20 protein-coding genes are annotated in these 20,142 nt (G+C 60.4%); 8 read left to right on the top strand and 12 right to left on the bottom strand.

The annotated features are described in order from the left end of the window. Positions 1–44: 44 nt before the first annotated feature. Entirely contained in the window at positions 45–629 is a 585-nt protein-coding gene (locus ACM5SV_RS28770) for an ATP-dependent Clp protease proteolytic subunit (RefSeq protein WP_003561390.1), read from the bottom strand. A gap of 330 nt (positions 630–959) precedes the next feature. On the opposite strand from ACM5SV_RS28770, the gene ACM5SV_RS28775 reads away from it, so the two are divergent. Continuing rightward, complete coding sequence (locus ACM5SV_RS28775) at positions 960–1,751, top strand: DUF2076 domain-containing protein (protein ID WP_222014230.1); 792 nt, start codon at positions 960–962, stop codon at positions 1,749–1,751. Between the two features lie 125 nt (positions 1,752–1,876). Here ACM5SV_RS28775 and queF read toward each other — a convergent pair whose 3' ends face one another. From queF to ACM5SV_RS28805, 6 genes are all read right to left on the bottom strand, one after another. Then, complete coding sequence (gene queF, locus ACM5SV_RS28780; protein WP_222014231.1) at positions 1,877–2,341, bottom strand: preQ(1) synthase; 465 nt, start codon at positions 2,339–2,341, stop codon at positions 1,877–1,879. After that, positions 2,341–3,255 carry a CDF family cation efflux transporter EmfA gene (emfA, locus tag ACM5SV_RS28785; protein WP_012758488.1) on the bottom strand — a complete coding sequence of 305 codons (915 nt, stop codon included), beginning with the start codon at positions 3,253–3,255 and terminating at the stop codon, positions 2,341–2,343. The genes queF and emfA overlap by 1 nt, the downstream gene beginning before the upstream one ends. Before the next feature lie 153 nt (positions 3,256–3,408). Further along, entirely contained in the window at positions 3,409–4,080 is a 672-nt protein-coding gene (locus ACM5SV_RS28790) for a DUF2161 domain-containing phosphodiesterase (protein WP_012758489.1), read from the bottom strand. Between the two features lie 15 nt (positions 4,081–4,095). Beyond that, a complete protein-coding gene (locus ACM5SV_RS28795) occupies positions 4,096–4,335 on the bottom strand; it encodes a hypothetical protein (protein WP_003541831.1) in 240 nt (79 codons plus the stop codon). Positions 4,336–4,463: 128 nt separating this feature from the next. Further along, a complete protein-coding gene (locus tag ACM5SV_RS28800) occupies positions 4,464–6,653 on the bottom strand; it encodes an anthranilate synthase (RefSeq protein ID WP_012758490.1) in 2,190 nt (729 codons plus the stop codon). Positions 6,654–6,917: 264 nt separating this feature from the next. Continuing rightward, positions 6,918–9,167 (bottom strand): TonB-dependent hemoglobin/transferrin/lactoferrin family receptor, encoded by a 2,250-nt coding sequence (locus ACM5SV_RS28805; RefSeq protein WP_017994841.1) that lies wholly within the window; start codon positions 9,165–9,167, stop codon positions 6,918–6,920. A gap of 209 nt (positions 9,168–9,376) precedes the next feature. On the opposite strand from ACM5SV_RS28805, the gene ACM5SV_RS28810 reads away from it, so the two are divergent. The 3 genes from ACM5SV_RS28810 to ACM5SV_RS28820 all read left to right on the top strand — a co-directional run bounded on the left by ACM5SV_RS28810 (position 9,377) and on the right by ACM5SV_RS28820 (position 11,004). After that, complete coding sequence (locus tag ACM5SV_RS28810) at positions 9,377–10,387, top strand: extensin family protein (RefSeq protein WP_017994842.1); 1,011 nt, start codon at positions 9,377–9,379, stop codon at positions 10,385–10,387. Positions 10,388–10,471: 84 nt separating this feature from the next. After that, positions 10,472–10,717, top strand: coding sequence for a CopG family ribbon-helix-helix protein (locus ACM5SV_RS28815; protein WP_017994843.1), 246 nt, complete (start codon positions 10,472–10,474; stop codon positions 10,715–10,717). Beyond that, on the top strand, positions 10,714–11,004 hold the full coding sequence (locus ACM5SV_RS28820; RefSeq protein ID WP_012758494.1) for a type II toxin-antitoxin system RelE/ParE family toxin: 291 nt from the start codon (positions 10,714–10,716) through the stop codon (positions 11,002–11,004). Before ACM5SV_RS28815 ends, ACM5SV_RS28820 begins: the two co-directional genes overlap by 4 nt. Before the next feature lie 8 nt (positions 11,005–11,012). Here the strand turns inward: ACM5SV_RS28820 and ACM5SV_RS28825 are convergent, their stop codons facing one another. Continuing rightward, positions 11,013–12,692 carry a formate--tetrahydrofolate ligase gene (locus tag ACM5SV_RS28825; protein ID WP_012758495.1) on the bottom strand — a complete coding sequence of 560 codons (1,680 nt, stop codon included), beginning with the start codon at positions 12,690–12,692 and terminating at the stop codon, positions 11,013–11,015. 158 nt (positions 12,693–12,850) lie between these two features. On the opposite strand from ACM5SV_RS28825, the gene ACM5SV_RS28830 reads away from it, so the two are divergent. Beyond that, positions 12,851–13,381: a TIGR00645 family protein gene (locus ACM5SV_RS28830; protein ID WP_222014232.1), complete on the top strand. Its 531-nt coding sequence runs from the start codon at positions 12,851–12,853 to the stop codon at positions 13,379–13,381. 82 nt (positions 13,382–13,463) lie between these two features. On the opposite strand, the gene ACM5SV_RS28835 is transcribed toward ACM5SV_RS28830, so the two are convergent. Beyond that, positions 13,464–14,837, bottom strand: a complete 1,374-nt coding sequence (locus tag ACM5SV_RS28835; RefSeq protein WP_244432226.1) for a hypothetical protein — start codon at positions 14,835–14,837, stop codon at positions 13,464–13,466. A gap of 181 nt (positions 14,838–15,018) precedes the next feature. On the opposite strand from ACM5SV_RS28835, the gene ACM5SV_RS28840 reads away from it, so the two are divergent. From ACM5SV_RS28840 to ACM5SV_RS28850, 3 genes are all read left to right on the top strand, one after another. Then, positions 15,019–15,189 (top strand): hypothetical protein, encoded by a 171-nt coding sequence (locus ACM5SV_RS28840; RefSeq protein WP_244432227.1) that lies wholly within the window; start codon positions 15,019–15,021, stop codon positions 15,187–15,189. 452 nt (positions 15,190–15,641) lie between these two features. After that, positions 15,642–16,367, top strand: a complete 726-nt coding sequence (locus ACM5SV_RS28845) for a helix-turn-helix transcriptional regulator (RefSeq protein ID WP_012758498.1) — start codon at positions 15,642–15,644, stop codon at positions 16,365–16,367. A gap of 46 nt (positions 16,368–16,413) precedes the next feature. Beyond that, entirely contained in the window at positions 16,414–16,875 is a 462-nt protein-coding gene (locus ACM5SV_RS28850; RefSeq protein ID WP_012758499.1) for a PAS domain-containing protein, read from the top strand. A gap of 11 nt (positions 16,876–16,886) precedes the next feature. Here ACM5SV_RS28850 and ACM5SV_RS28855 read toward each other — a convergent pair whose 3' ends face one another. From ACM5SV_RS28855 to ACM5SV_RS28865, 3 genes are all read right to left on the bottom strand, one after another. Further along, a complete protein-coding gene (locus tag ACM5SV_RS28855; RefSeq protein ID WP_012758500.1) occupies positions 16,887–18,017 on the bottom strand; it encodes a DUF2333 family protein in 1,131 nt (376 codons plus the stop codon). A 148-nt stretch (positions 18,018–18,165) separates the two neighbouring features. Further along, positions 18,166–19,239 carry a hypothetical protein gene (locus ACM5SV_RS28860; RefSeq protein WP_221973107.1) on the bottom strand — a complete coding sequence of 358 codons (1,074 nt, stop codon included), beginning with the start codon at positions 19,237–19,239 and terminating at the stop codon, positions 18,166–18,168. A 76-nt stretch (positions 19,240–19,315) separates the two neighbouring features. After that, positions 19,316–19,918, bottom strand: a complete 603-nt coding sequence (locus ACM5SV_RS28865) for a thymidine kinase (protein WP_012758502.1) — start codon at positions 19,916–19,918, stop codon at positions 19,316–19,318. Positions 19,919–20,142 lie beyond the last annotated feature (224 nt).

Raw genomic sequence — 20,142 nt, forward strand, 5'->3', positions numbered from 1 at the left:
TCGGCAGGCAAGGGCGGGTTCTTGGCAGCTTTGGCTGAGAAAACTTAGATATCGGCCTGCGACGTCACGATCCGTGAAACGAGGCCATACTCCTTCGCCTCTTCGGCCGAAAGCCAGTAGTCGCGATCCGTATCCTTGTCGATCTTGTCGAGCGGCTGGCCGGTGGCCGCTGCCATGATCCTGTTCAAGCGCTCGTTCATCTTGATGATCTCGCGCGCCTGGATTTCGATGTCGGATGCCATGCCGCGCGTGCCGCCGGAGGGCTGATGCAGCAGGAAGCGCGTGTTCGGCAGGCACAGGCGCCGCTCCTTCGGAGTGGCGACATAGATCAGCGCGCCAGCGGAGGCGACCCAACCGGTGCCGATCATCCAGACCTTCGGCTTGATGAACTTGATCATGTCATGAATGGAATCGCCGGATTCGACGTGGCCACCGGGCGAATTGACATAGATGCGGATGTCCTCGTCGCTGGCCGCGGCAAGTGCCACAAGCTGCGAGCAGACCTTCTGCGCCAATTCCTGATTGATCGGTCCGTAGATGAAGATCGAACGCGACTTGAAAAGATTCGCCTCCGTTTCCTTGCCGAGCGGCAGTTCCTTCGTCTTGTCGTCCTGGTCTTCGTCGTTCATTCGAACCTCTTGGAGATGAATTCGGGTTCCTCGCACATAGTGCGACTCAATGCCTAAAACAATGCGGGAAAAACACAAGGCACCGAAGCGATGGAGATATCCTTAAGAAGCCGCGCGCCGTTCTGCAAGCCTTACTGAATTGTAACGGCGAAAGGCTTTGAAAAGCCTAAATCGGTTCCTACCTCAACCTCACGCGGCAAACGCCGCCAGCGCATGGCCCCGACAATCGAATCGATTGTCGGATAGGATTATGCGCAGTTTTAAATTGATAGAGCGTCCTTAGCGCGTCCTGTCGGACGCGCGGCGCTCCAGATCATTAGGAGACAGGACATGTCACCCGAAGAACGCCAATTGCTGACCGCTCTCTTCGACCGCGTGCGCACCGCCGCGGCCACACCGCGCGACCGCGAGGCCGAGGCCCTGATCGACCGGGCGACGCGCGAACAGCCCTCCGCCACCTATTATCTGGCCCAGGCCGTCATCGTTCAGGAAAAGGGGCTGGAGGCGGCCGCCAACCACATCAAGGAACTCGAAGAGCGTGTCCGCCAGTTGGAAGCCGGCGAGAGCGAACACCGTCAGGCCGAGCAGGGCGGCGGCTTTCTGAGCTCGATCTTCGGCAACACCCAGACGCAGCAACCGGCGCCAGTCCCCTCCAATCCTGGCCCCTCCAATCCCGGTCCCTGGGGCCAGCAGTCCCGCGGCTATGACGATTCCCGCGGCTACGACCGCGATGTCCGCCAGCCGCCGCAACAGCCGACCGGCCCCTGGACCCAGCAGGCCTCTGCGCCGTCTGCCGGCGGCAGCTTCCTGCATGGCGCGCTCGGCACGGCGGCGGGTGTCGCCGGCGGCATGCTGCTTGCCAACTCGCTGAGCGGCATCTTCGGCAACCACATGTCCTCGCTCGGCTGGGGCTCGCCCTTCGGCGCCAATCCCTTCGGCAATGCCAGCGCGCCGACCGAAGAAACCGTCATCAACAATTATTATGGCAATGACGACACCCGCCAGGCCGCGGACAACACGGCCGATGACAAGGACAACAGCGCCGACCTGCAGCAGGCCGATTACGACGACGGCGACGATTCCATCGACGACTCGTCCGGCGACGACGTTACGGATGTTTGAGGTGTAGCGGCCGGAGACTGATAGCGATTGCCGCACCGTTGCCCGGCCCTTCGCTCTAGGCTTAGGGCGTTCGCCGCTGCAATCGATTCACTGGATCGATTGCTCGGGCTTTGCCCGACCGCTGCTCACCCACGGCCGCGATAGGTGGCAACGCCCTGTTCCGGCAGCCAGACGCCTTCCGGCGGCTTGCCCGTCTGCCAGAAGACGTCGATCGGAATACCGCCGCGCGGATACCAGTAGGCGCCGATCCTGAGCCACCTGGGATCAAGCAGTTCGACGATGCGCTTGGCGATGTAGACCGAACAATCTTCGTGGAAAGCGCCGTGATTGCGGAAGGAATGCAGGAAGAGCTTCAGCGACTTCGATTCCACCAGCCATTCGCCCGGAATGTAATCGATGACGATATGGGCGAAATCCGGCTGCCCGGTCATCGGGCAGAGCGAGGTGAATTCCGGCGCGGTGAAGCGCACGACATAGGCGGTGCCGGCATGGTTGGACGGCACTTTTTCAAGCACCGCCTCCTCAGGCGATTGCGCGGTTTCGGTTTGCTGACCCAGCATCGACAGGCTGGAAACATCTGTATTCGGCATCATGCCTCCTTGACGACTTTGACGCGGATGCCGTGAGCCTTCTCGCCCTCCGGCTCCACATGAATTGCGATCGTGGCGCCCTGGTGCACCGCCCTGATGGCATCCTCAAGGCGGTCGCATATATCATGCGCCTGCCGCACCGACATCCCGCCGGGCACCACCATGTGAAAATCGATGAAGGTGACGGTGCCCGCGCGGCGCGTTTTCAGGTCGTGCACGCCGATCGAGCCCTCCGCGTGGGCAGCGATCGCCTGTTTGATCGCCTCCTCCTCCTGCGGCTCGACCGCCTGGTCCATCAGCCCGCCGATCGATTGCGAGATCACCTTCCAGCCCTGATAGAGGATGTTGACGGCAACGAGGATGGCGAGCACCGGGTCGAAGATCGCATACCCCGTCGCCAGCGCCAGCAGCAGGCCAATGAGCACGCCGACAGAGGTTACGACATCGGACATGATATGCTGCCCATCCGCCGTCAGCGCTGGCGAGCGATGTCTGCGTCCGGTTCTGATCAGCAAGCGCGCCCAGATCGCATTGATGACACCGGCCGCGAAGTTGATCGCAAGGCCGAGCACGGGTGCATCCAGCATGCGTGGCTCGGCGAGATAACCAACCGCCTCGTTGACGATCAGCAGGGCAGCGACGACGATCAGCGCGCCCTCGGTAACCGCTGACAGATATTCCGCCTTATGATGGCCGAAAGGATGGTCGTGATCGGCCGGCTTTTGCGCATAGCGAATGACGAAGAATGCGATGAAGGCTGCGACGACGTTGACCGATGATTCGAGCCCGTCCGACAGCAGCGCCACCGACCCGGTGAACCACCAGGCCACCATCTTCAGCCCCATGACGCCGAGCGACAGCGGAATCCCCCACATCGCCAACTTGCGAACCGTAAGATCGCCGTTGTCACTCATATCGTTCCCCTGCGGTTGCGAATGAATTGCAGCTTTCAAGCCGTTGAAACGCAAAACCGCCCACGCGAATGTCGCGCAGGCGGTTCAGTTGATGGTGATATGGGGGAAGACGGCGGATTTGTCAAAGGGCAATGAGACTCCCTTCCGCGCGACTCAAGGAGCGGGGTCGGCGAGAACAATTTGCGGCCAGCGCAAGAGCGCGGCCTGCCCTGCAGGCGTCAGCGCATAAACGCCCTTCTCCTTGCGCTCGAACCATCCGTAGACGTTGTCGAGCAGGATGCGGCCGGCATTGGGCACCTGAGCCTTCATATCGCGCGGCCGCCCGACCCCACGCTCGATTGCGGCGGCGCAGAGCAGCACCTGCTGGCGATAGGCGGTCATGATCGGCGCCCGCGTGCTGCCGCCGATGGCGGGATCGCCGCGGCGGCGCTGATGCTCCTTGACGAGGCGCGTCCGCCGCTTGGGATTGGTGCGCGGCATCGGCGAGACGGAACTGACGATAACGCTGACCTCGCCGCTATCGGAGACGCCGAGCATGCCGATGCCGAGCCTGCGGCAGAGATCGCGATAGCGTTTGTCGGTCTCCCGCCCCCGACCCTTGGCGGAGACGCGGGCCGCGATCCAGACCTCATCGCTCATCGCCGCGCGATCGACCGCCTGGAGAACAAGCTCGAGGTTGAAGGAGAGCTTGAGTTCGCAGACCACCACGACCGGCGGCTCGGCATCGCTCAAGCCAACGAGATCGCACCCGCCGACCTCACCCTTCACGACATAACCCGCCGCCTCCAGGAAAGCTTTGACCGGCAGGTAGAGCGATGTCTCCATGCTGAAAACCGCGCCTCAGGCGGCGTTGAGATCGGCAATCTCGCCATATCGTGCAAGCAATCGCGGCGACGACATATCTCCGGTTTCTTCATCGACGATCACCGCATAGGCCGCCACGCCGACAAAACGCTCCGACATCGCCGAGGCAATTTTCTCCGCGCTGACGGAGTTCGATGCCTGGCGCATTTCACCGGGGACGAGATTGCCGCGGTTCTTGCGATAGGGAAGAACGATGAACTTTTCAGCATTGGCCACGTCGAATATCCCGATTGATCGTTCCTGAAATGTTCTGATTTGCCTGAAGAAGTCAACCGGCCTTTCGAAAACGGCCTGCCCCTCCCCGCAGTCGGGGGAAAGAGCAGGCCGAATAACCGTCGAAATCCTCAGGCAGCCTTCGTCTTCACCTTGCGCGCCAGATGCGCCACGACATTTTCGATCATCCGCATCCCGGCATCGCCACCGAGCGTCATGATGGATTCTGGATGGAACTGCACCGCGGCGATCGGTTCCTTCGCGTGTTCGATGCCCATGATCGTGCCGTCGTCGCTTTCCGCCGTGATGATGAACTCGCGCGGCAGCGTCGAAGGATCGGCGAAGATCGAGTGGTAGCGGCCGACCGTCACCTCCTTGGCAAGGCCGGAGAAGACGATGCCCGGCTCCAGCACGCGGATGCGCGAGGGCTTGCCGTGCATCGGCACCGCCAGATGACGCAACTCCCCGCCATAGGCTTCGGCGAGCGCCTGCAGGCCGAGGCAGACACCGAAGATCGGCAGGTTGCGCGCCCGCGCCTTCTTGATCGTCGCCTTGCAATCGAAATCCTTGGGCGTTCCGGGTCCCGGCGACAGCACAACGAGGTCCGGGTTCAGCCTGTCGAAGATTTCCTCCGGCACCGGCGTGCGCACGGTCGAAACCGTCGCCCCCGTCTGGCGGAAGTAATTGGCGAGCGTGTGGACGAAGCTGTCCTCGTGATCGACGAGCAGGATGCTGACGCCCTTGCCGACGCCTGCGACGTCGCGCTGAACCCTGCCGGAATTACCCGTCTTGGCGTCTCGGATGGCGGAAAGCATGGCAGAGGCCTTCAGTTCTGTTTCGGCTTCTTCTTCGTCAGGAATGGAATCGTTGAGCAGCGTCGCACCGGCGCGCACCTCGGCGATACCATCCTTGATGCGCACGGTGCGCAGCGTCAGGCCGGTGTTCATATCGCCGTTGAAACCGACCATGCCGATCGCCCCACCATACCAGGCGCGTGGGCTCTTTTCATGGCTCTCGATGAAGCGCATCGCCCAGAGCTTCGGGGCGCCGGTGACGGTAACGGCCCAGGCGTGGCTGAGGAAACCGTCGAAGGCGTCCATGTCGTCGCGCAGCCGCCCTTCGATATGGTCGACCGTGTGGATGAGGCGCGAATACATCTCGATCTGCCGGCGGCCGATCACCTTGACCGAACCCGGCTCGCAGACACGGCTTTTGTCGTTGCGGTCGACATCCGAGCACATGGTGAGCTCGGATTCGTCCTTCTTGGAATTCAGCAGCTTCAGGATCTGCTCGCTGTCGGCGATCGGGTCGTCGCCGCGCTTGATCGTGCCCGAAATCGGGCAGGTCTCTATGCGACGGCCGGAAACGCGCACGAACATTTCAGGCGAGGCGCCGACCAGATATTCCTGATGGCCGAGATTGATGAAGAAGGAATAGGGCGAGGGATTGATCGCCTTCAGCCGCTTTGAAATGTCGGACGGCTTGCTATCGCAGCGCTCCATGAATTTCTGCCCGGGCACGACTTCGAAAAGGTCGCCCTTGCGGAAACTTTCCTTCGCCTTGGTGACGAGCTCGGCATATTCGCCCGGTCGGTGATCGCTCTTCGGCGGAATGGCATCCGTGTGTTTGAAGGGCTCCGCGGCGATATCCTGGGCCTTGCCCTCGGTCGACACGCCGCCTTTTTCGAAGTCGTAACGGTCGACCCAGGCCTTGGCGGAATAGTTGTCGACGACGAGGATCTCGTCCGGCAGGTAGAGCACCATGTCACGCTGATCGGAGGGCCGCGTCAGCTTCAGATTAATCGCGTCGAACTGGAAGGCGATGTCGTATCCGAAGGCGCCGTAGAACCCGAGGCTTGCATCCGCCTGCGAATAAAACAGGTCGGTGACGGCGCGCAGCACGGTGAAGACCGTCGGCATCTTCGAGCGTTCTTCCTCGGTGAACACCCGGTCCGGCGTCTTGACGGTGAGGTCGAGGCGGCGGGCCGAGGAAGCGCCGAGCACGATGTCGGACACGGTCTTCAGCCGCTCGATCACGAAGCCGAGGATCACCTCGCCGCGTTCATTATAGGCCTCGATCCAGACGTCGCGCCCGAAGGAAGAGATTCCGAGCGGCGGATCGACGACGGCGGTATCCCAGCGCGTATAGCGGCCGGGATATTCGTAGTTCGACGAAAACACCGCGCCGCGGCGCTCGTCGAGCTTGTCGACATAGGAAGAGACCGCATCGCCGTAGGGGATCGCCCGCCGCTGCCGCGTGACCGTAATGCCGCCCTTGGTCTCGTAGATTTCCGCACCATCATCCCGCAGGATCGTTACCATTGTTCCACTCCGTTATCGGGGCCCGGACGACAGGCGGCCATAAAACAAAAAAAGCCGCCTCGAAGTTTCGGGCGGCTCACTCGTCGTCTTTGGACACGATTGGTCGAGGCCGCCTTAGCGAACCCACCACCAAACAGCAATGTTCAAGGACTTGATCATGAAAAATTGTTAGCCTGAGATCAGCAATTGCGCAAGAGGCGAATGCGGAATGAAAAGGGCGGCCCGAAAGCCGCCACTCCCCCAGCCATGAAGGCGTGATCGCGATCAGAAAGTCTTGGTCAGCGAGATCTTGAAGGTGCGTCCGGGCTCGGAATACCAATCGCGCGGCTGCGACGCCGTCGAGATCAGGTTGACATCGCGCACGGCGAGCGCGTTGAAATATTCCTGGTCGAAGATGTTGTAGACACCTGCCTGCACGCGCAGGCCCGGCACCTGGTCCGGCGTCCACCAGCCGGTCAGGTCGACGATCGCGTAGCCCGGCGCATCGAAGGTCGTGTCGGTGGTGTTGGTGACGGGCGTATCGAGATGATCGGTAAGCATGCCCGCCGAAAGCGTCGAAGAAAGATCGAAGCCGAAAGTCTCGTTGCTCCAGCCGCCGCCGACTATCGCCTTGAACGGTGCCACCGATCGCAGGCGCTGGGCAGTTTCCTCGTTCCTGCCATAGGCATAGGCAAGTGACGTATGGAGATTGATGCCGTTGTTGAATGTCTTGGCGGCGCTGGCTTCAATACCCGAGATCGTTGCCGCAGATACGTTCGTGTAGTTGAATTCCGTAAAGCCGGTCGCGTCGACGCTCGTCACCGTCTCGATAAAATTCTGGTAGCGGGTGTGGAAGGCCGCAACCCGACCGGTAAAATCGCCCGTGTCAAAATTAGCGCCGATTTCGACGCCGCGGCCGATTTCGGGTTGCAGATCGGGATTGCCGAGCTGGGCGTAGCGGCCCGTCGGGTTGTAGAAGCGGCTGTAGAGTTCGTCCACGGTGGGTGCGCGGAAGCCGACTGCCAGCTGCAGGTAGAGCTGCACGTCGGGCGTCAAGTCGTATGTCGCAAGAATCTTCGGTGACAGGCCGGCTTCCGTTCGGTCGCTCAGGTCCCCGAAACGAGCAAGGCCGGTATTGCTTGCGAAACTCCCGCCGGTCGAGGGATTGTAGTTGAACCAGTCAAAGCGGAAGCCGGGTGTCAGCGCGAAGCCGGTATTGCCGATTTCGATCTTGTCTTCGACAACAAGCCCAAGATTCTGGCTGTCGACATTGGGCACTTCCGCCTGATTGTTCAGCGACGGGCAGGTCGTCGGTGTGGGGCAAAGGGCCCAGCTATACTGGCTCCAGCTGGAAACGCCGACGTCGAGGCCAATGCGAACGGAGTGGCTGAGACCGGAATACTCAAAATCCTTCGTTGCAGTGCCGCTGAAGCCCCAGGTTTCGTTTTCAATCTCGTTGTTACGGCCATAGGCCACATTCGCCGCGGTACGCCCCTTGCTGCCGGATTCCTTCTTCAAGTCCTGCCAATAGAGCGTGGCGCGCGCACTGCTGAAGAACGCATCGGAAGACTGCGCTTCATAGTCATAATCGAGCGACACACGATCACGATCACGCAGTTCGCGACCGTCGTAATTGTCGATCATATAAGTGCGTCCGGTACCTTGCTGTTCACGCAGATCAGTCTGCAGGTCACGCCTGAAACGCTCGGCAGTCAGACCGATGCGGTGGCCACCCTCCAGCTCCTGACGCAGCTTGAAGAGCAGATTATGCTGATCGAAATCAGCTGGATCCGCCTCGGTGCGGAAACGACCATAGCTGTCATTGTCGCCCATGTTGTCGCGTTCATGCCCCTTGCGGTAGCCACCCTGAAACAGGATCGACGTACCGCCGATCTTCTTGGCGGCAGCGGCTGAGCCGGAAATGCTGCGGTCTTCGCTGTCATAGGTCGACTTGACGATCGCACCCCAGTCGCGGCCTTCAGGAATGAGATCCTCCGGCTCCAGCGTATTGAGAACGATGGCGCCGCCGAGCATGCCGGAACCACCCTTGCTCGAATCCGCGCCGCGCACGATATCGAGCGAGGACAGCGAATCGAAATCGAACGTATCGCCACCGCCATTGGCATTGCTGAGGGCGAAAGCGCCCTGGCGCGAGCTGTTCGAAATATAGGGAATTGGAATGCCGTCGACGGTGGTCAGGATGCGAGCGCCCGAAAGGCCACGCAGGTTGAAGCCTGCGTCACCACGCGAATAATTTACGCCTGCATCGACGCTGCGGCCGATATCGTCAAAATTGGTGACCTGCTTTTCTTCGAGCTGCTTGGCAGTGATCTCGGTGGCCAGCGGCGTGTCGGCGACGCTGCCCGGCGCCACGCGTTTGCCCTTGACGACGATCTTCTGCAGGACGGTGCTTTCCTCCGTCGCGGCTTGCGGCGCTGTTGCCGGAGCGCTTTGCGCGAAAGACTGCGAAACAGGAAGAACAACTGTGGCTGCCGTGCAGACCAATAGAACCGAGCGCCAATGCCGGACGATCATAACCTACCCTCTCATGATGATTACCGGGCTGGCTGGTCGTGGCGCGTCGAACGCTCGAGGGGCTGGCTGGGCTTTTACGGATGAAGACGAAGTAAAATTCCGCCTTCTTTTCGCCGCATAAAAAACATGAGCAGCATTGTCAACATAAGTCATCATTTTATGTTGAATAAATATATCAAGTTTTAGCGATCTTCAATTACGTTGCACAATTGCAACGAAAAACGCCCTCATGCGTTGTCTTCAGCCACGGATACGAGGAATCGGACGCGTTGAGAAAACTTTCGACATTGGCGATCCTTTTCGCCGCTACCGCCTTTCTTGCCGGCGCTCGCCTGCCCCCGCAAGGCCCGATGCCCGAACCTCGGCCAGATGCCGGACAGCCGACCAGCCCCACCTCCCCTTCCTCGGAAAAGACGGAACCGCCCGCGCCCGGAGAGGTCCCGGCCCCTCAGCCGAAACCCGACGTCAAGGACCCGGAGGCACCGGCATCGAGCCCGCCAGCGCCGCAGGCCGCACCGTCAGAGCCCGGGCCGACAGAACCGATGCAAGGTCCGCCGCGGCCGCCGGGCAGCCCCGAAAGCTCACAGCCGCCGACGGAAGAAGGTAAGCCGCCCGGCGAGCAGACACTTGAAGAGCAACACCTGACGATCGAACCGGAAAGCGATGCCGAGCATGCCGAATGCACGGCCGCCCTTCAGTCCCTGGGCGTCGTCTTCAAGGACACGCCGCGCATCGATGACGGTAACGGCTGCGGCATCGACAAGCCGATCATCGTCTCTGAAGCCCTGCCCGGCATCAAGCTGAAGCCGGAGGCGACGATTCGCTGTCCGGCAGCGCTTGCCCTTGCTCGCTGGATGAAGGACAGCGTCATCCCGGCGGCTTCCGCCGCCCTACCGGAGCAGGGCCGCATCACCACCGTCAACCAGGCAACGTCCTATATGTGCCGCCTGCGTAACAGTGCCGGAACCGGCAAGATCTCCGAGCATGCCCGCGGCAACGCCATCGATATTGCGAGCTTCCATTTCGAAAAGGGTGAAGATGTCGCCGTCCGCTCCCGTCGCGAGGATTCTACGCTGACCGGCGCCTTCCAGCGCACCGTCAGCGCCGCCGGCTGCCTCTACTTCACCACCGTCCTCGATCCGGAAAGCGACGCCGCCCACGAAACCCATTTCCATCTAGACGTCATCGAGAGGAAGGGTGGCTATCGTTATTGCCATTAGTCACTTCAAAGAGTTGCGATTCCCGCTTGAATCGGGTCATCCAACCACTAAACTTCGGCACGAAGAACCGGCGGAGTGCCTACCATGACCTTGTTGAGCTTCCAGATGAAAGACTCCACAGTTTCCCGTCTGGATCGCCTGGCCGAAAGGCGAAAGCTTTCGTCGGCCGAGATCGCAGCCGTGGCGATCGAAGAATTCATCGAACGGGAGGAATGGCAACTCTCGGAGATCGAGGCTGCCGTTCGCGAAGCCGACCAAAGCGACTTCGCCTCCGATGAGGATGTCGCTACAGTCCTGTCAAAATATATTGGCAGCCCTTCTGGAAAATGAGCCTGCGCATCAAATGGACCCGCAGAGCGCTTGCCCGCCTTGATCATATCGGCGCTTACATCGCCCGTCACCATCAAGGTGCCGCAGCGAGGGTCATCGTCCGTATCCAATCCATCGTGGAGACGATGCCGGATTATCCGTTGGTGGGAAAAGTCAGTCGCGTCGCGGGAACAAGGGAAGTGGTGCTGAGCGACATTCCCTATATTGTCGCATGTCGCGCTAGAGAAAACGAAATTGAAATTCTAACCATCTTGCATACATCTCAACGATGGCCGAAGAGCTTCTGAAGCCGGCTCTAAAACAACCCCTCGATATAGCCCTGGTCGTTCAGGAAAATCCGTTCCGCCGACGGTGATTTCGGCAGGCCCGGCATCGTCATGATCTCGCCGGTGATGGCGACGACGAAGCCCGCTCCCGCCGAAAGCCGCACCTCTCGCACGGTGACGATGTGGCCTTCCGGCGCGCCGCGCAGGTTCGGATCGGTGGAGAAGGAATATTGCGTCTTCGCCATGCAGATCGGCAGCTTGCCGTAACCTTGCTCCTCCCATGTCTGCAACTGGTCGCGCACCGCCTTGTCGGCCGTCACTTCACCGGCATGGTAGATCTTCGAGGCGACGATCTCGATCTTCTCGAACAGCGAAATGTCGTCGCCATAGAGCGGCTGGAATTTCGCCTGCCCGGATTCGGCCAGTTCCACCACCTTGTGCGCCAGTTCCTCGATGCCGGCCGAACCCAGCGCCCAGTGGCGGCAGAGGATCGCCTCGGCGCCAAGCCTCGAGACAAATTCCTTGACTGCCGCGATCTCGGCGTCGGTATCCGAGACGAAATGGTTGATCGCCACGACGACGGGCACCCGGAAACGACGCACATTGGCAACGTGCCGGCCAAGATTGGCGCAGCCCTTCTTCAGCGCCTCGACATCCTCCGTGCCGAGATCTTCCTTCTTCACCCCGCCATTCATCTTCAGCGCCCGGACGGTCGCGACGATCACCGCCGCATCCGGCTTCAGCCCGGCCTTGCGGCACTTGATGTCGAAGAATTTCTCGGCCCCGAGATCGGCGCCGAAGCCCGCTTCGGTCACCACATAGTCGCCAAGCTTCAGCGCCGTCTTCGTCGCCGTCACCGAGTTGCAGCCATGGGCGATGTTGGCGAAGGGGCCGCCATGCACGAAGGCCGGATTGTTCTCTAGCGTCTGCACGAGGTTCGGCTGCATCGCATCTTTCAACAGCACCGCCATTGCGCCGTCGGCTTTCAGGTCTCGCGCTTGCACCGCCGTCCTGTCGAAACGATAGCCGATGATGATGTCGCCAAGCCGCCGCTCCAGATCCTTGAGGTCGGTGGCAAGGCAGAGGATCGCCATCACCTCGGAGGCGACGGTGATGTCGAACCCGCCCTGGCGCGGGAAACCGTTGGCGACGCCGCCGAGCGATGAGACCATGCTTCTGAGCGCCCGGTCGTTCATGTCCATGACCCGCCGCCAAGTGATGCGGCGGATGTCGATATTCTCTTCGTTGCCCCAGTAGATGTGGTTGTCGATCATCGCCGCCAGCAGATTGTGCGCCGATGTGATCGCATGGAAATCGCCGGTGAAATGCAGGTTGATGTCTTCCATCGGCACGACCTGTGCATAACCGCCGCCGGCCGCCCCGCCCTTGACGCCGAAGCAGGGGCCGAGCGAGGCCTCGCGGATGCAGACAACGGCTTTCTTGCCGATCCGGTTCAGCCCGTCGCCGAGCCCGACGGTGGTGGTCGTCTTGCCCTCGCCCGCCGGCGTCGGGTTGATCGCGGTGACGAGGATCAGCTTGCCATCCTTCTTGCCTGCTTGCGCAGCAATGAACTCGGCGCTGACCTTCGCTTTGTCATGACCATAGGGAACGAGCTGCTCGACCGGAATGCCGAGTTTCGCCCCGATTTCGAAGATCGGCTTTTTGGCCGCGGCGCGTGCGATTTCGATATCGGATTTGATGGATGGCATGGATGTCCCCCGTCCGACCTCCGCGGGCGCGGAGCCGTTATTTTTCTCTTCATCGAGATAACGAAATATCGGCGGGGTGTGAATAGCCCCACGCCTTGCGGCCGCCACGCTGGGCGTTTATGTGGCGGACGACAATTGCGGTTTAACAGACTGAAAACATGAAATCACTGGAACTCATCATCGAGCGCATCATCCTGTCGAGCCGCTGGATCCTCGTCGTCTTCTATATCGGCCTAGTAGCAGCACTCGCCGTCTATGCCGTTTCCTTCGCCTACAAGTTCCTGAAGATCGCCTCCGGCGTCTTCGAGCTTGACGAGGCGGAGATGATCCTTGCCATGCTCGGTTTGATCGACGCTGCCCTCGTTGCCAGCCTGATCATCATGGTCATGATCTCGGGTTACGAGAATTTCGTCAGCCGCTTCGACGAGGCCAGCGAGGCCGACAACGAGGTCTCCTTCCTTGGCAAGCTCGATTCGGGCAGCTTGAAAATCAAGGTCGCCTCCTCGATCGTCGCCATCTCCTCCATCCACCTGCTGCAGGTCTTCCTCAATGCCGACAAATATGCGGACGGCAAGATCATGTGGCTGACCCTCATGCACCTCGCCTTCGTCGCCTCCGCCGTCATGCTCGGTTTCCTGGAGAAGCTGATGAGCGTCACGTCGAAAAATGATCTGAAGGATAAGGACTGACAGGCGTCACGAGGCGCCTTCGGAGCTTCAACAAGCAGCAGCCCGACGAAAACGCCGAGCTATGCTCTTTCGAGTCCTGAGATCAATTGACCGAAGCAGCAACAGGAACGATCTCTGCCTCAGCTTTTCTCGGGCATCGAAGGCTTTCCTTCGCCTCCGGCCCACAGACATGCAAGCCGGGCTCTTCATCATAGGGGATGATACCATTGATGATGCCAAGCTTGAGGGCCTCAGAAGGAAGTATGATACTTCCTCGCTCAGTTGAAGTAGCGGGCATCATCGTCTCGTATGTCTCGGCGCTCACGCCCATCTCGTCGAAATAAGCTAAAAATCTCGTATATTCAGCCGTCGTGGGCCTGACGATGCCGATTGCCGAATATCCGACCATCCGCGGCGTTCCGCTCATCAGGACAAGAGCGCAGCTCGAAAGACAGTACGCACGGCCGGCAAAGACTTCGCCCTCGGTCGGTCCGCTTTTGGCGATGCTGGCTTTGCAACGTGGATCCAGCTTTGGACAATTCGGCAACTGCGTTCTGCCAATCGAGGTTTCCTGACCTGCAGCGCGGATCATGCGCCCCATCACGAAAGCCGCATCCGTGTCCCCGCCATTAGATTGAAGGACGATCGGCAGCTTTCGTTCGCCGAGCGTCGTCAACATCGCCTTCAGCCGAGCCGGCGTATCCGGTGTGATGTCTCCGTCCGCAGAAATCCACTGCGTGCACTCTTCCTGGCAATTGCCATTGGACATCAGGAGGAAGTCCATCGGCCTGGTTTTGGGCAGTTTCTCGCTTGTCTCTGCAGCCGCTTCCTGTACGGGTGCCTCGGATACCGGCGTCTTAGATACAGGCGCCTCAGCCGCCACAGGCGCTTCGGCTGCCGGATGGCTGTGACAGACAGCCTCGGCCGCTGCATCCGGCGCGCAGAGCGGCATGCCGGGCCACTCATTGTAGGACAGCATGTCCGTAATGAGACCTATTCGAAGTGCCTCTGCAGCCGGTACGATATTGATGTTGTCAGGCGTAGCGCTCATCATCAGACCGACCACGTCTTCGCTGACGCCCATTTCCTTCAAATAGGCCGTCAAGGCAGCAGTAGCCTTCTTTCCAAGTTTGGTGGAACTGCTCTGCCCCGCCACCTTGCGTCCGACCTCCTTGCGGGAGATCTCCTTTTTCTTGCCGTTCACGATCTTGTATTCGATGCGATAGGAAACTCGCACCTTGTTGTAGACAGTCGTGATCTGGTGGACACCGATCAAGGCCCATTGCGACGAGACACGCGACGTACCGCCGACGAATGCCAGCGGACAAGCAGAAAAGCAGTATGCACCGGACGAATAGGTATAACCGACCGCGCTACCGTCCTTGGCAACAGCGGCTTGGCAGCGCGTATCCCCAACCGGGCAATCTTTGAGCCGCGTGCCGCCGACCGCCGTTTCCAGCCCGGCCTTGCGGATCATCCGGCCCATCGCATAGGCGGCATCGACGTCGCCGCCTTCCGAACGAAAAACGACAGGCAGTTTACGGCCGCCGATCTTCTTGAGGATCTTTCTGAGCCGCGCGGGTGTATCCGACGTTATCCGCCCCTCCGCCGATATCCATTCCGGACAGTTTTCCTGGCAGAGGAGACTGCGCACGAGGATGAAATTCATCGGGGGATGCGGCGCTGGCTTCTTTTCCTCGGCAGCCTGCGAGGTTGCCGCTCCGATCGGCAAGGTCAAAAGGAGAAAAACAAGTAACAATCTGGAAAATAGACACTTCACCAGAAAGGAAACTGCAAAGCGCACGATTAAATTGCCTCAGTTGTACTGAGCATAGGCTTAGCAAGTGGATTGACTGCCAGCAAGCCGGATTTCGCCGCCTGCTGCGGTCCTCTTATCTTTGTTCTCTCATCGCAATCCGGCTGAGATGGCGTCCCGCTGCGGCCGTGTTCGCGCAGATCACCCGCGCCGCCGCCAAGCGTTGCAGGTAGGCCGCCCCACCGCCTTTGCGCCGGTGCCGGAGAGATCCGAGCTCTTCCCCGAAACTCTCCCAAGTGATTCTCCCCTGCCCGGCTGCGCGAGACCATTGCGATGCCGCCATGAGGGAACTCAACGATACCGCAACGCTATGTTTGCAACTCGAAACTCAACCGAAGCGCGAGCTACTGTGGCTAATTTTTCACAATTTGAATGAATCGGCTTGCGTTAGGTCAATTGGGGCTAGCATCCCGCAGATTTTCTGTATTTGATAGCGGTAACATTGGGGCTGCCGGGGGCGTACAAATGTCTTACATGACTACCTCTGAAAGACAGTCATTGCTTTCGGCAGAGCTTGCGACCGCACGAACGCGCAGCCTGTTTGCGCAGGCGCTCGGCAGGGTCTCCACAGCCTTCGGATTGTCGCATGCGACGCTAATGCACGCTCCCTCCCCCGAAGACCTCCTCCTGAAACCCCTGCTGATTGAGAGCTCGCTTCCTGTCGCCTATGTCAGGGATTTCGACCGCGCCCACATGATGCGCGGCTGCCCTTTCGGCGTAAGGCTGAGGCAGTCTGCTGTGCCGCCGGCATGGCACCTCAACGACGCCTCCAATGGTCAGGCTTTCCCCGCCGAACTTCGTGCCCTGATGCTGCGCCATGCCATACCGGCAGGCGTTGCCATGCCGACCATTGCAGCCGACGGCCAGCGCCTGGTCTTTTGGTTCTGCGGCGAGCGCGCCGCACTTGGCCAGAGTGAGACCAACGAGCTGGCAATGATCATTCTCCATGCACTTGATGCATACAATGCAGTCAAACGTAACGAGGAATGCGCGCATAACGCGCTATCAACCAGAGAACTAGAAGTTGTTCGCTGGACTGCCCAGGGCAAGACCTCGATCGAAATCGGTCAGATCCTCACGCTCTCGGACCATACGGTGAACGCCTATATGACGAACGCGATCAAAAAACTCGATTGCGTCAACCGGACCCAGTTGGTAGCTAAGGCCATTCGATTGAAGCTGATCAACTGAGGAATCAGAAGAGAGTCGGCACGTCGTCCCATGATCTGGGGGAATCGTGCCTCTTCACTTCGAACAGCCCGTCATTGACAAGACAGAACAATCCCGCGCCCACATCGGCATCACCGATGCGGAAGTCGTCCGGATGCTTGCTGCCTATCGTCTTTTCGGCTTCTGGCGCATCGATATCGAGACAGGACATTTCTTTGCAAGCGAGGATGTCCACGCGATCTTCGGCCTCCCCTATAGCGACGGCCCCGTCAACCTGACAGAGCTGATGTCGCGCATCCATGAGGAGGACCGCAGTCTGATCGCTCAGACCTTCGAAGAGGCGAGCCTTCACGGCGTCGGCTTCCATTTCGTCTATCGTGTCGACAACCGGCTTGGCGGCCACAAGCTGGTGCGCAGCGTCGGCCGCTTCCGAAACGATGAAAGCGGCGGCGGCATCGTCGGCATCACCTATGAATTCGTCGAGAAACTGCGCGTCGTCGGCTTCGAGGACAACACGATACCCCGTTGACTCCAGACGTTTTAGCGGTCGAGCACCGAGCGGATCTCGACGAGGTTCGAGCGCACCCTCAGAATATAGAAGCCCATGGTGGCGAGATGGCTCGGCATGATCCAGCCATCCTCGCGACCGTTCGAGATGATCGCCGGCTGGATGCGCAGGGCGGCCTGGAACTGCCGCGTCGTGCTGCCCCAGATCGCGCCGAGATTGCGTTCTTGCACCACCTGTGAGAAGTCGGCCTGCGCGGCGGTAAGGATGGCGTAGTAAGCATAGAGCTGGCCATAGGCGAACCAGAACCGGTCGTCGGCGCGGGTGTCGAACCAACCGCGATTGTGGTTTTCCGAGCGCTCGGCGAGCATGTCGGAGGTGCCGCCGAGATCGTTGGCAATGCGGTCGATGAACTGCATGAGGTTATCGGCGCGGCCGTCGAAAACGACATTGCAGAGGGCGAGATCGGTGTTGAACTTGCGCAGGCTGCCGACCGCGGAGCGGTAATAGGAAGGCGTTGGCGTCTTCGGCCCGAAGGGATTGAGCCCGAAATACCAGCTGTTTTCGTCGAACTGCAGATTGCCGCGCGCGCTCTGCAGGTCATTGTTGATGCCCGACGTGCCGCGCACGCGCCCAAGCGTATCGACAAGCTCCGCCGAAGTCCGTCGGACCGCCTGGTTGACGCCGCGCTGGAACGACGCCTTGTTGTCGAGAAAGGGCGTGTGATCCCAGTCGATGCCGAAGAAGCCCATCTTGTAGAGCAGCATGGAGGAGATCCATGCGTTCTGGTTGACATTGAAATCGGTCAGATCGGCCGCGACGTCAACGATCGCCGAGCGTTGGCAGGTCTTCGGCGCCGTCGCATTGGCGCCCTCGGCGACCGGCACTTCCTGTCCGGCGGCAACCTTGCGTTCGGAAAGCCGGTACTGATCGACAAAGGCGGTGTTGAAATTCGACCAGACCTGCGTCTGCCAGAAGAAATAACCATAGAGCACGACCAGCAGCGCCACGAACGCGATGACCGGCAGCCGGATCATCCAGCTCCGGCGCTGATACCAGCCGTGTGCGGCAAGAAAGGGCCAGAAGGCCCAGGCGGAAAACAGGCGGGCCCAACGGCCGATCGTCTGGCCGATCAGCCTGAAAAAACCGGCTATCCGGTCAAGCATCGTCGTCTCCTGTCAGGCGAGGCGAACATCGGGACATTGCCGTCCCGCTGCATCCCACATATGCGCTCGATGGGCCGAGCACAACACGAACCCTTCGATTTTCCAGAATGAAAGCATTGGGAGAGGGGTATTGCCCGCGCCCTGCTGGTCAGGAGCGCAGGAAAGGCCGGCTGAAACGGAAGGACCTGCGCGCCGTATCGATCAGAGGCGCTCCCGAGGTTTCCGGCGGCGGATCGGCATAGGTCGGGAACCTTCTAGCGAATTCGAGATCGGCACGGCTCTTGCGCCGCTCCAGATCCTGGGCGACCAGCATGCCCTTCTCGAACAGCCTGATCGGCGCAGCGATATCGGGGAACAATTCCGGCTTGATCCTCACCTTCATGCCCGGCCGGTCGGTATCGACCTGCGCCTGGTAGATGATCAGCCGCTCCTCCACGTCGATCAACAGCTTGCGCAACAGCGCGTTGCAGGCGGCGATCCGGCCGTTCAGCGAATCGACATAGGTCTGGAACAGGCCGATGAAGCGCTCACGCCGCTGGCTGTCGTCGCGCATCTCGTGCTCCCCGGCGGAAATCCGCTCGACCTCCGCCTTCAGCGCCCGCCGTTCCGCCTCCATCTGCTCCCAATGCGCCCTGTTGCCATAGACGCCGATACGGCCCTGCGTCGTCAGCGCCTTGGCATTGAGCTCCTTCATCTTGAGGCGGGCGATATCGATGGAAACGACCAGCCGGCGCCGCTGCTCGACGATATCGACAAGGCTGAGTTCGGCTGCCTTGTGCCGTTCGGTAAGCGCGGCGCGCTGACTGGCGATCAGCCTGGCGAGCGCGTCCGATTTCGTCAAAAGATCGAGCAGCCGCTCGATGACGGGCGCCTCGCGCACGCGTTCGGTGTACATGCGCCACATCCGCTGGCGCGACACCCAGCCGGCCATCTTCTCACGTAGCGTCAGCCCCCGGAAACTGTCGAGATCGGCAGAAACCTCGGCCGTCAGCCGGTCGAGGCAAAAGACCAGCTCGGCCAGTTGGGCGTCGAGCGCCGCAGCATCGGCGATATGGGCCTGGAAGCGGGCATTCTGCTCGAGGAAGACCTCGTCGGCTGATCGTGTTTCGTCGCCGCTGAAGGCGCTGATCGCAGCCACGCAATAGGCCCCCTCGGCCGCAATCCTCTCGGCGAGGCTGCCTGCGGCTTCATACAGGCTGTCGAATGACGGGGGTTTGCGCACCTGATCTCTCCAGGGAATCTCCTGCCCCCAAGCTAGTCGCTTGCGGCGCCAAAGAAAACAGGCAGCATCGCCGGCTTTAGACCGGCTCGGCGATCCAGGCACCGTTCATCGCGTCGTCCCAGTGCCTGCGGCAGAGCGAGACATATTTCTCATTGCCGCCGACATCGATCTGCGCGCCTTCGTGCAATACTTTTCCTTTCGCGTCGAGCCGCACAACCATCGTCGCCTTGCGCCCGCAATGGCAGATCGTGCGCACCTCGCGCATTTCGTCGGCGATCGCCAGCAGTTCCTGCGAGGCCGGAAACAGCTTGCCCTGGAAATCGGTTCTCAGCCCGTAGACCATCACAGGGATACCGAGCCTGTCGACGACGCGGGCAAGCTGCCAGACATGGACAGGCGTCATGAAATGCGCCTCGTCGACGAAGATGCAGGAAATCGGCGCTCCGTCTCCGCTCAGCGTCGCGACCAACCGAAACAGATCTTCATGCGGCTCGAAGGGAATGGCGCTCGCCTCCAAGCCGATCCGCGAGCCGATGACGCCTCGGCCGGCGCGCTCGTCGAAGGCGGCGATCAGCTGCACTGTGCGCATGCCGCGCTCCTGGTAATTATAGGAGGCCTGCAGCAGCATCGTCGACTTGCCGGCGTTCATCGTCGAGTAGTTGAAATAGAGTTTTGCCATCCGATTTCTCCTTGATCGGCTTATTGAAAGCTTGGAATGGCAAAGAAAAGCCCTGAGGGAGCGATAATCACAGGAATCCGGCTCGAAAACCGCCGAAAGCCCCGGAAACAAGGCATTGCGAAAAAATCCGCGGACGTCGCAATCGCATGGGTCGATACGGCGCAAACGCACTGAGGTCGCTTGTCAAACTCGGTTATTGATGGTTGGCTTGGGAACTTAAAGAC

Source organism: Rhizobium sp. CRRU65, assembly GCF_048551595.1.
GTDB classification, from domain to species: domain Bacteria; phylum Pseudomonadota; class Alphaproteobacteria; order Rhizobiales; family Rhizobiaceae; genus Rhizobium; species Rhizobium leguminosarum_J.

Excerpts from the sequence above, each read along its gene's own strand:
- ACM5SV_RS28770 (WP_003561390.1), bottom strand. The coding sequence starts at position 629 with ATGAACGACGAAGACCAGGACGACAAGACGAAGGAACTGCCGCTCGGC.
- ACM5SV_RS28830 (WP_222014232.1), top strand. The coding sequence starts at position 12,851 with ATGAAATCACTGGAACTCATCATCGAGCGCATCATCCTGTCGAGCCGC.
- ACM5SV_RS28800 (WP_012758490.1), bottom strand. The coding sequence starts at position 6,653 with ATGGTAACGATCCTGCGGGATGATGGTGCGGAAATCTACGAGACCAAG.
- ACM5SV_RS28865 (WP_012758502.1), bottom strand. The coding sequence starts at position 19,918 with ATGGCAAAACTCTATTTCAACTACTCGACGATGAACGCCGGCAAGTCG.
- ACM5SV_RS28775 (WP_222014230.1), top strand. The coding sequence starts at position 960 with ATGTCACCCGAAGAACGCCAATTGCTGACCGCTCTCTTCGACCGCGTG.
- ACM5SV_RS28845 (WP_012758498.1), top strand. The coding sequence starts at position 15,642 with ATGTCTTACATGACTACCTCTGAAAGACAGTCATTGCTTTCGGCAGAG.
- ACM5SV_RS28835 (WP_244432226.1), bottom strand. The coding sequence starts at position 14,837 with ATGATCCGCAAGGCCGGGCTGGAAACGGCGGTCGGCGGCACGCGGCTC.
- queF (WP_222014231.1), bottom strand. The coding sequence starts at position 2,341 with ATGCCGAATACAGATGTTTCCAGCCTGTCGATGCTGGGTCAGCAAACC.
- ACM5SV_RS28840 (WP_244432227.1), top strand. The coding sequence starts at position 15,019 with ATGAAATTCATCGGGGGATGCGGCGCTGGCTTCTTTTCCTCGGCAGCC.
- ACM5SV_RS28855 (WP_012758500.1), bottom strand. The coding sequence starts at position 18,017 with ATGCTTGACCGGATAGCCGGTTTTTTCAGGCTGATCGGCCAGACGATC.
- ACM5SV_RS28815 (WP_017994843.1), top strand. The coding sequence starts at position 10,472 with ATGACCTTGTTGAGCTTCCAGATGAAAGACTCCACAGTTTCCCGTCTG.
- ACM5SV_RS28805 (WP_017994841.1), bottom strand. The coding sequence starts at position 9,167 with ATGATCGTCCGGCATTGGCGCTCGGTTCTATTGGTCTGCACGGCAGCC.
- ACM5SV_RS28790 (WP_012758489.1), bottom strand. The coding sequence starts at position 4,080 with ATGGAGACATCGCTCTACCTGCCGGTCAAAGCTTTCCTGGAGGCGGCG.
- ACM5SV_RS28820 (WP_012758494.1), top strand. The coding sequence starts at position 10,714 with ATGAGCCTGCGCATCAAATGGACCCGCAGAGCGCTTGCCCGCCTTGAT.
- emfA (WP_012758488.1), bottom strand. The coding sequence starts at position 3,255 with ATGAGTGACAACGGCGATCTTACGGTTCGCAAGTTGGCGATGTGGGGG.
- ACM5SV_RS28825 (WP_012758495.1), bottom strand. The coding sequence starts at position 12,692 with ATGCCATCCATCAAATCCGATATCGAAATCGCACGCGCCGCGGCCAAA.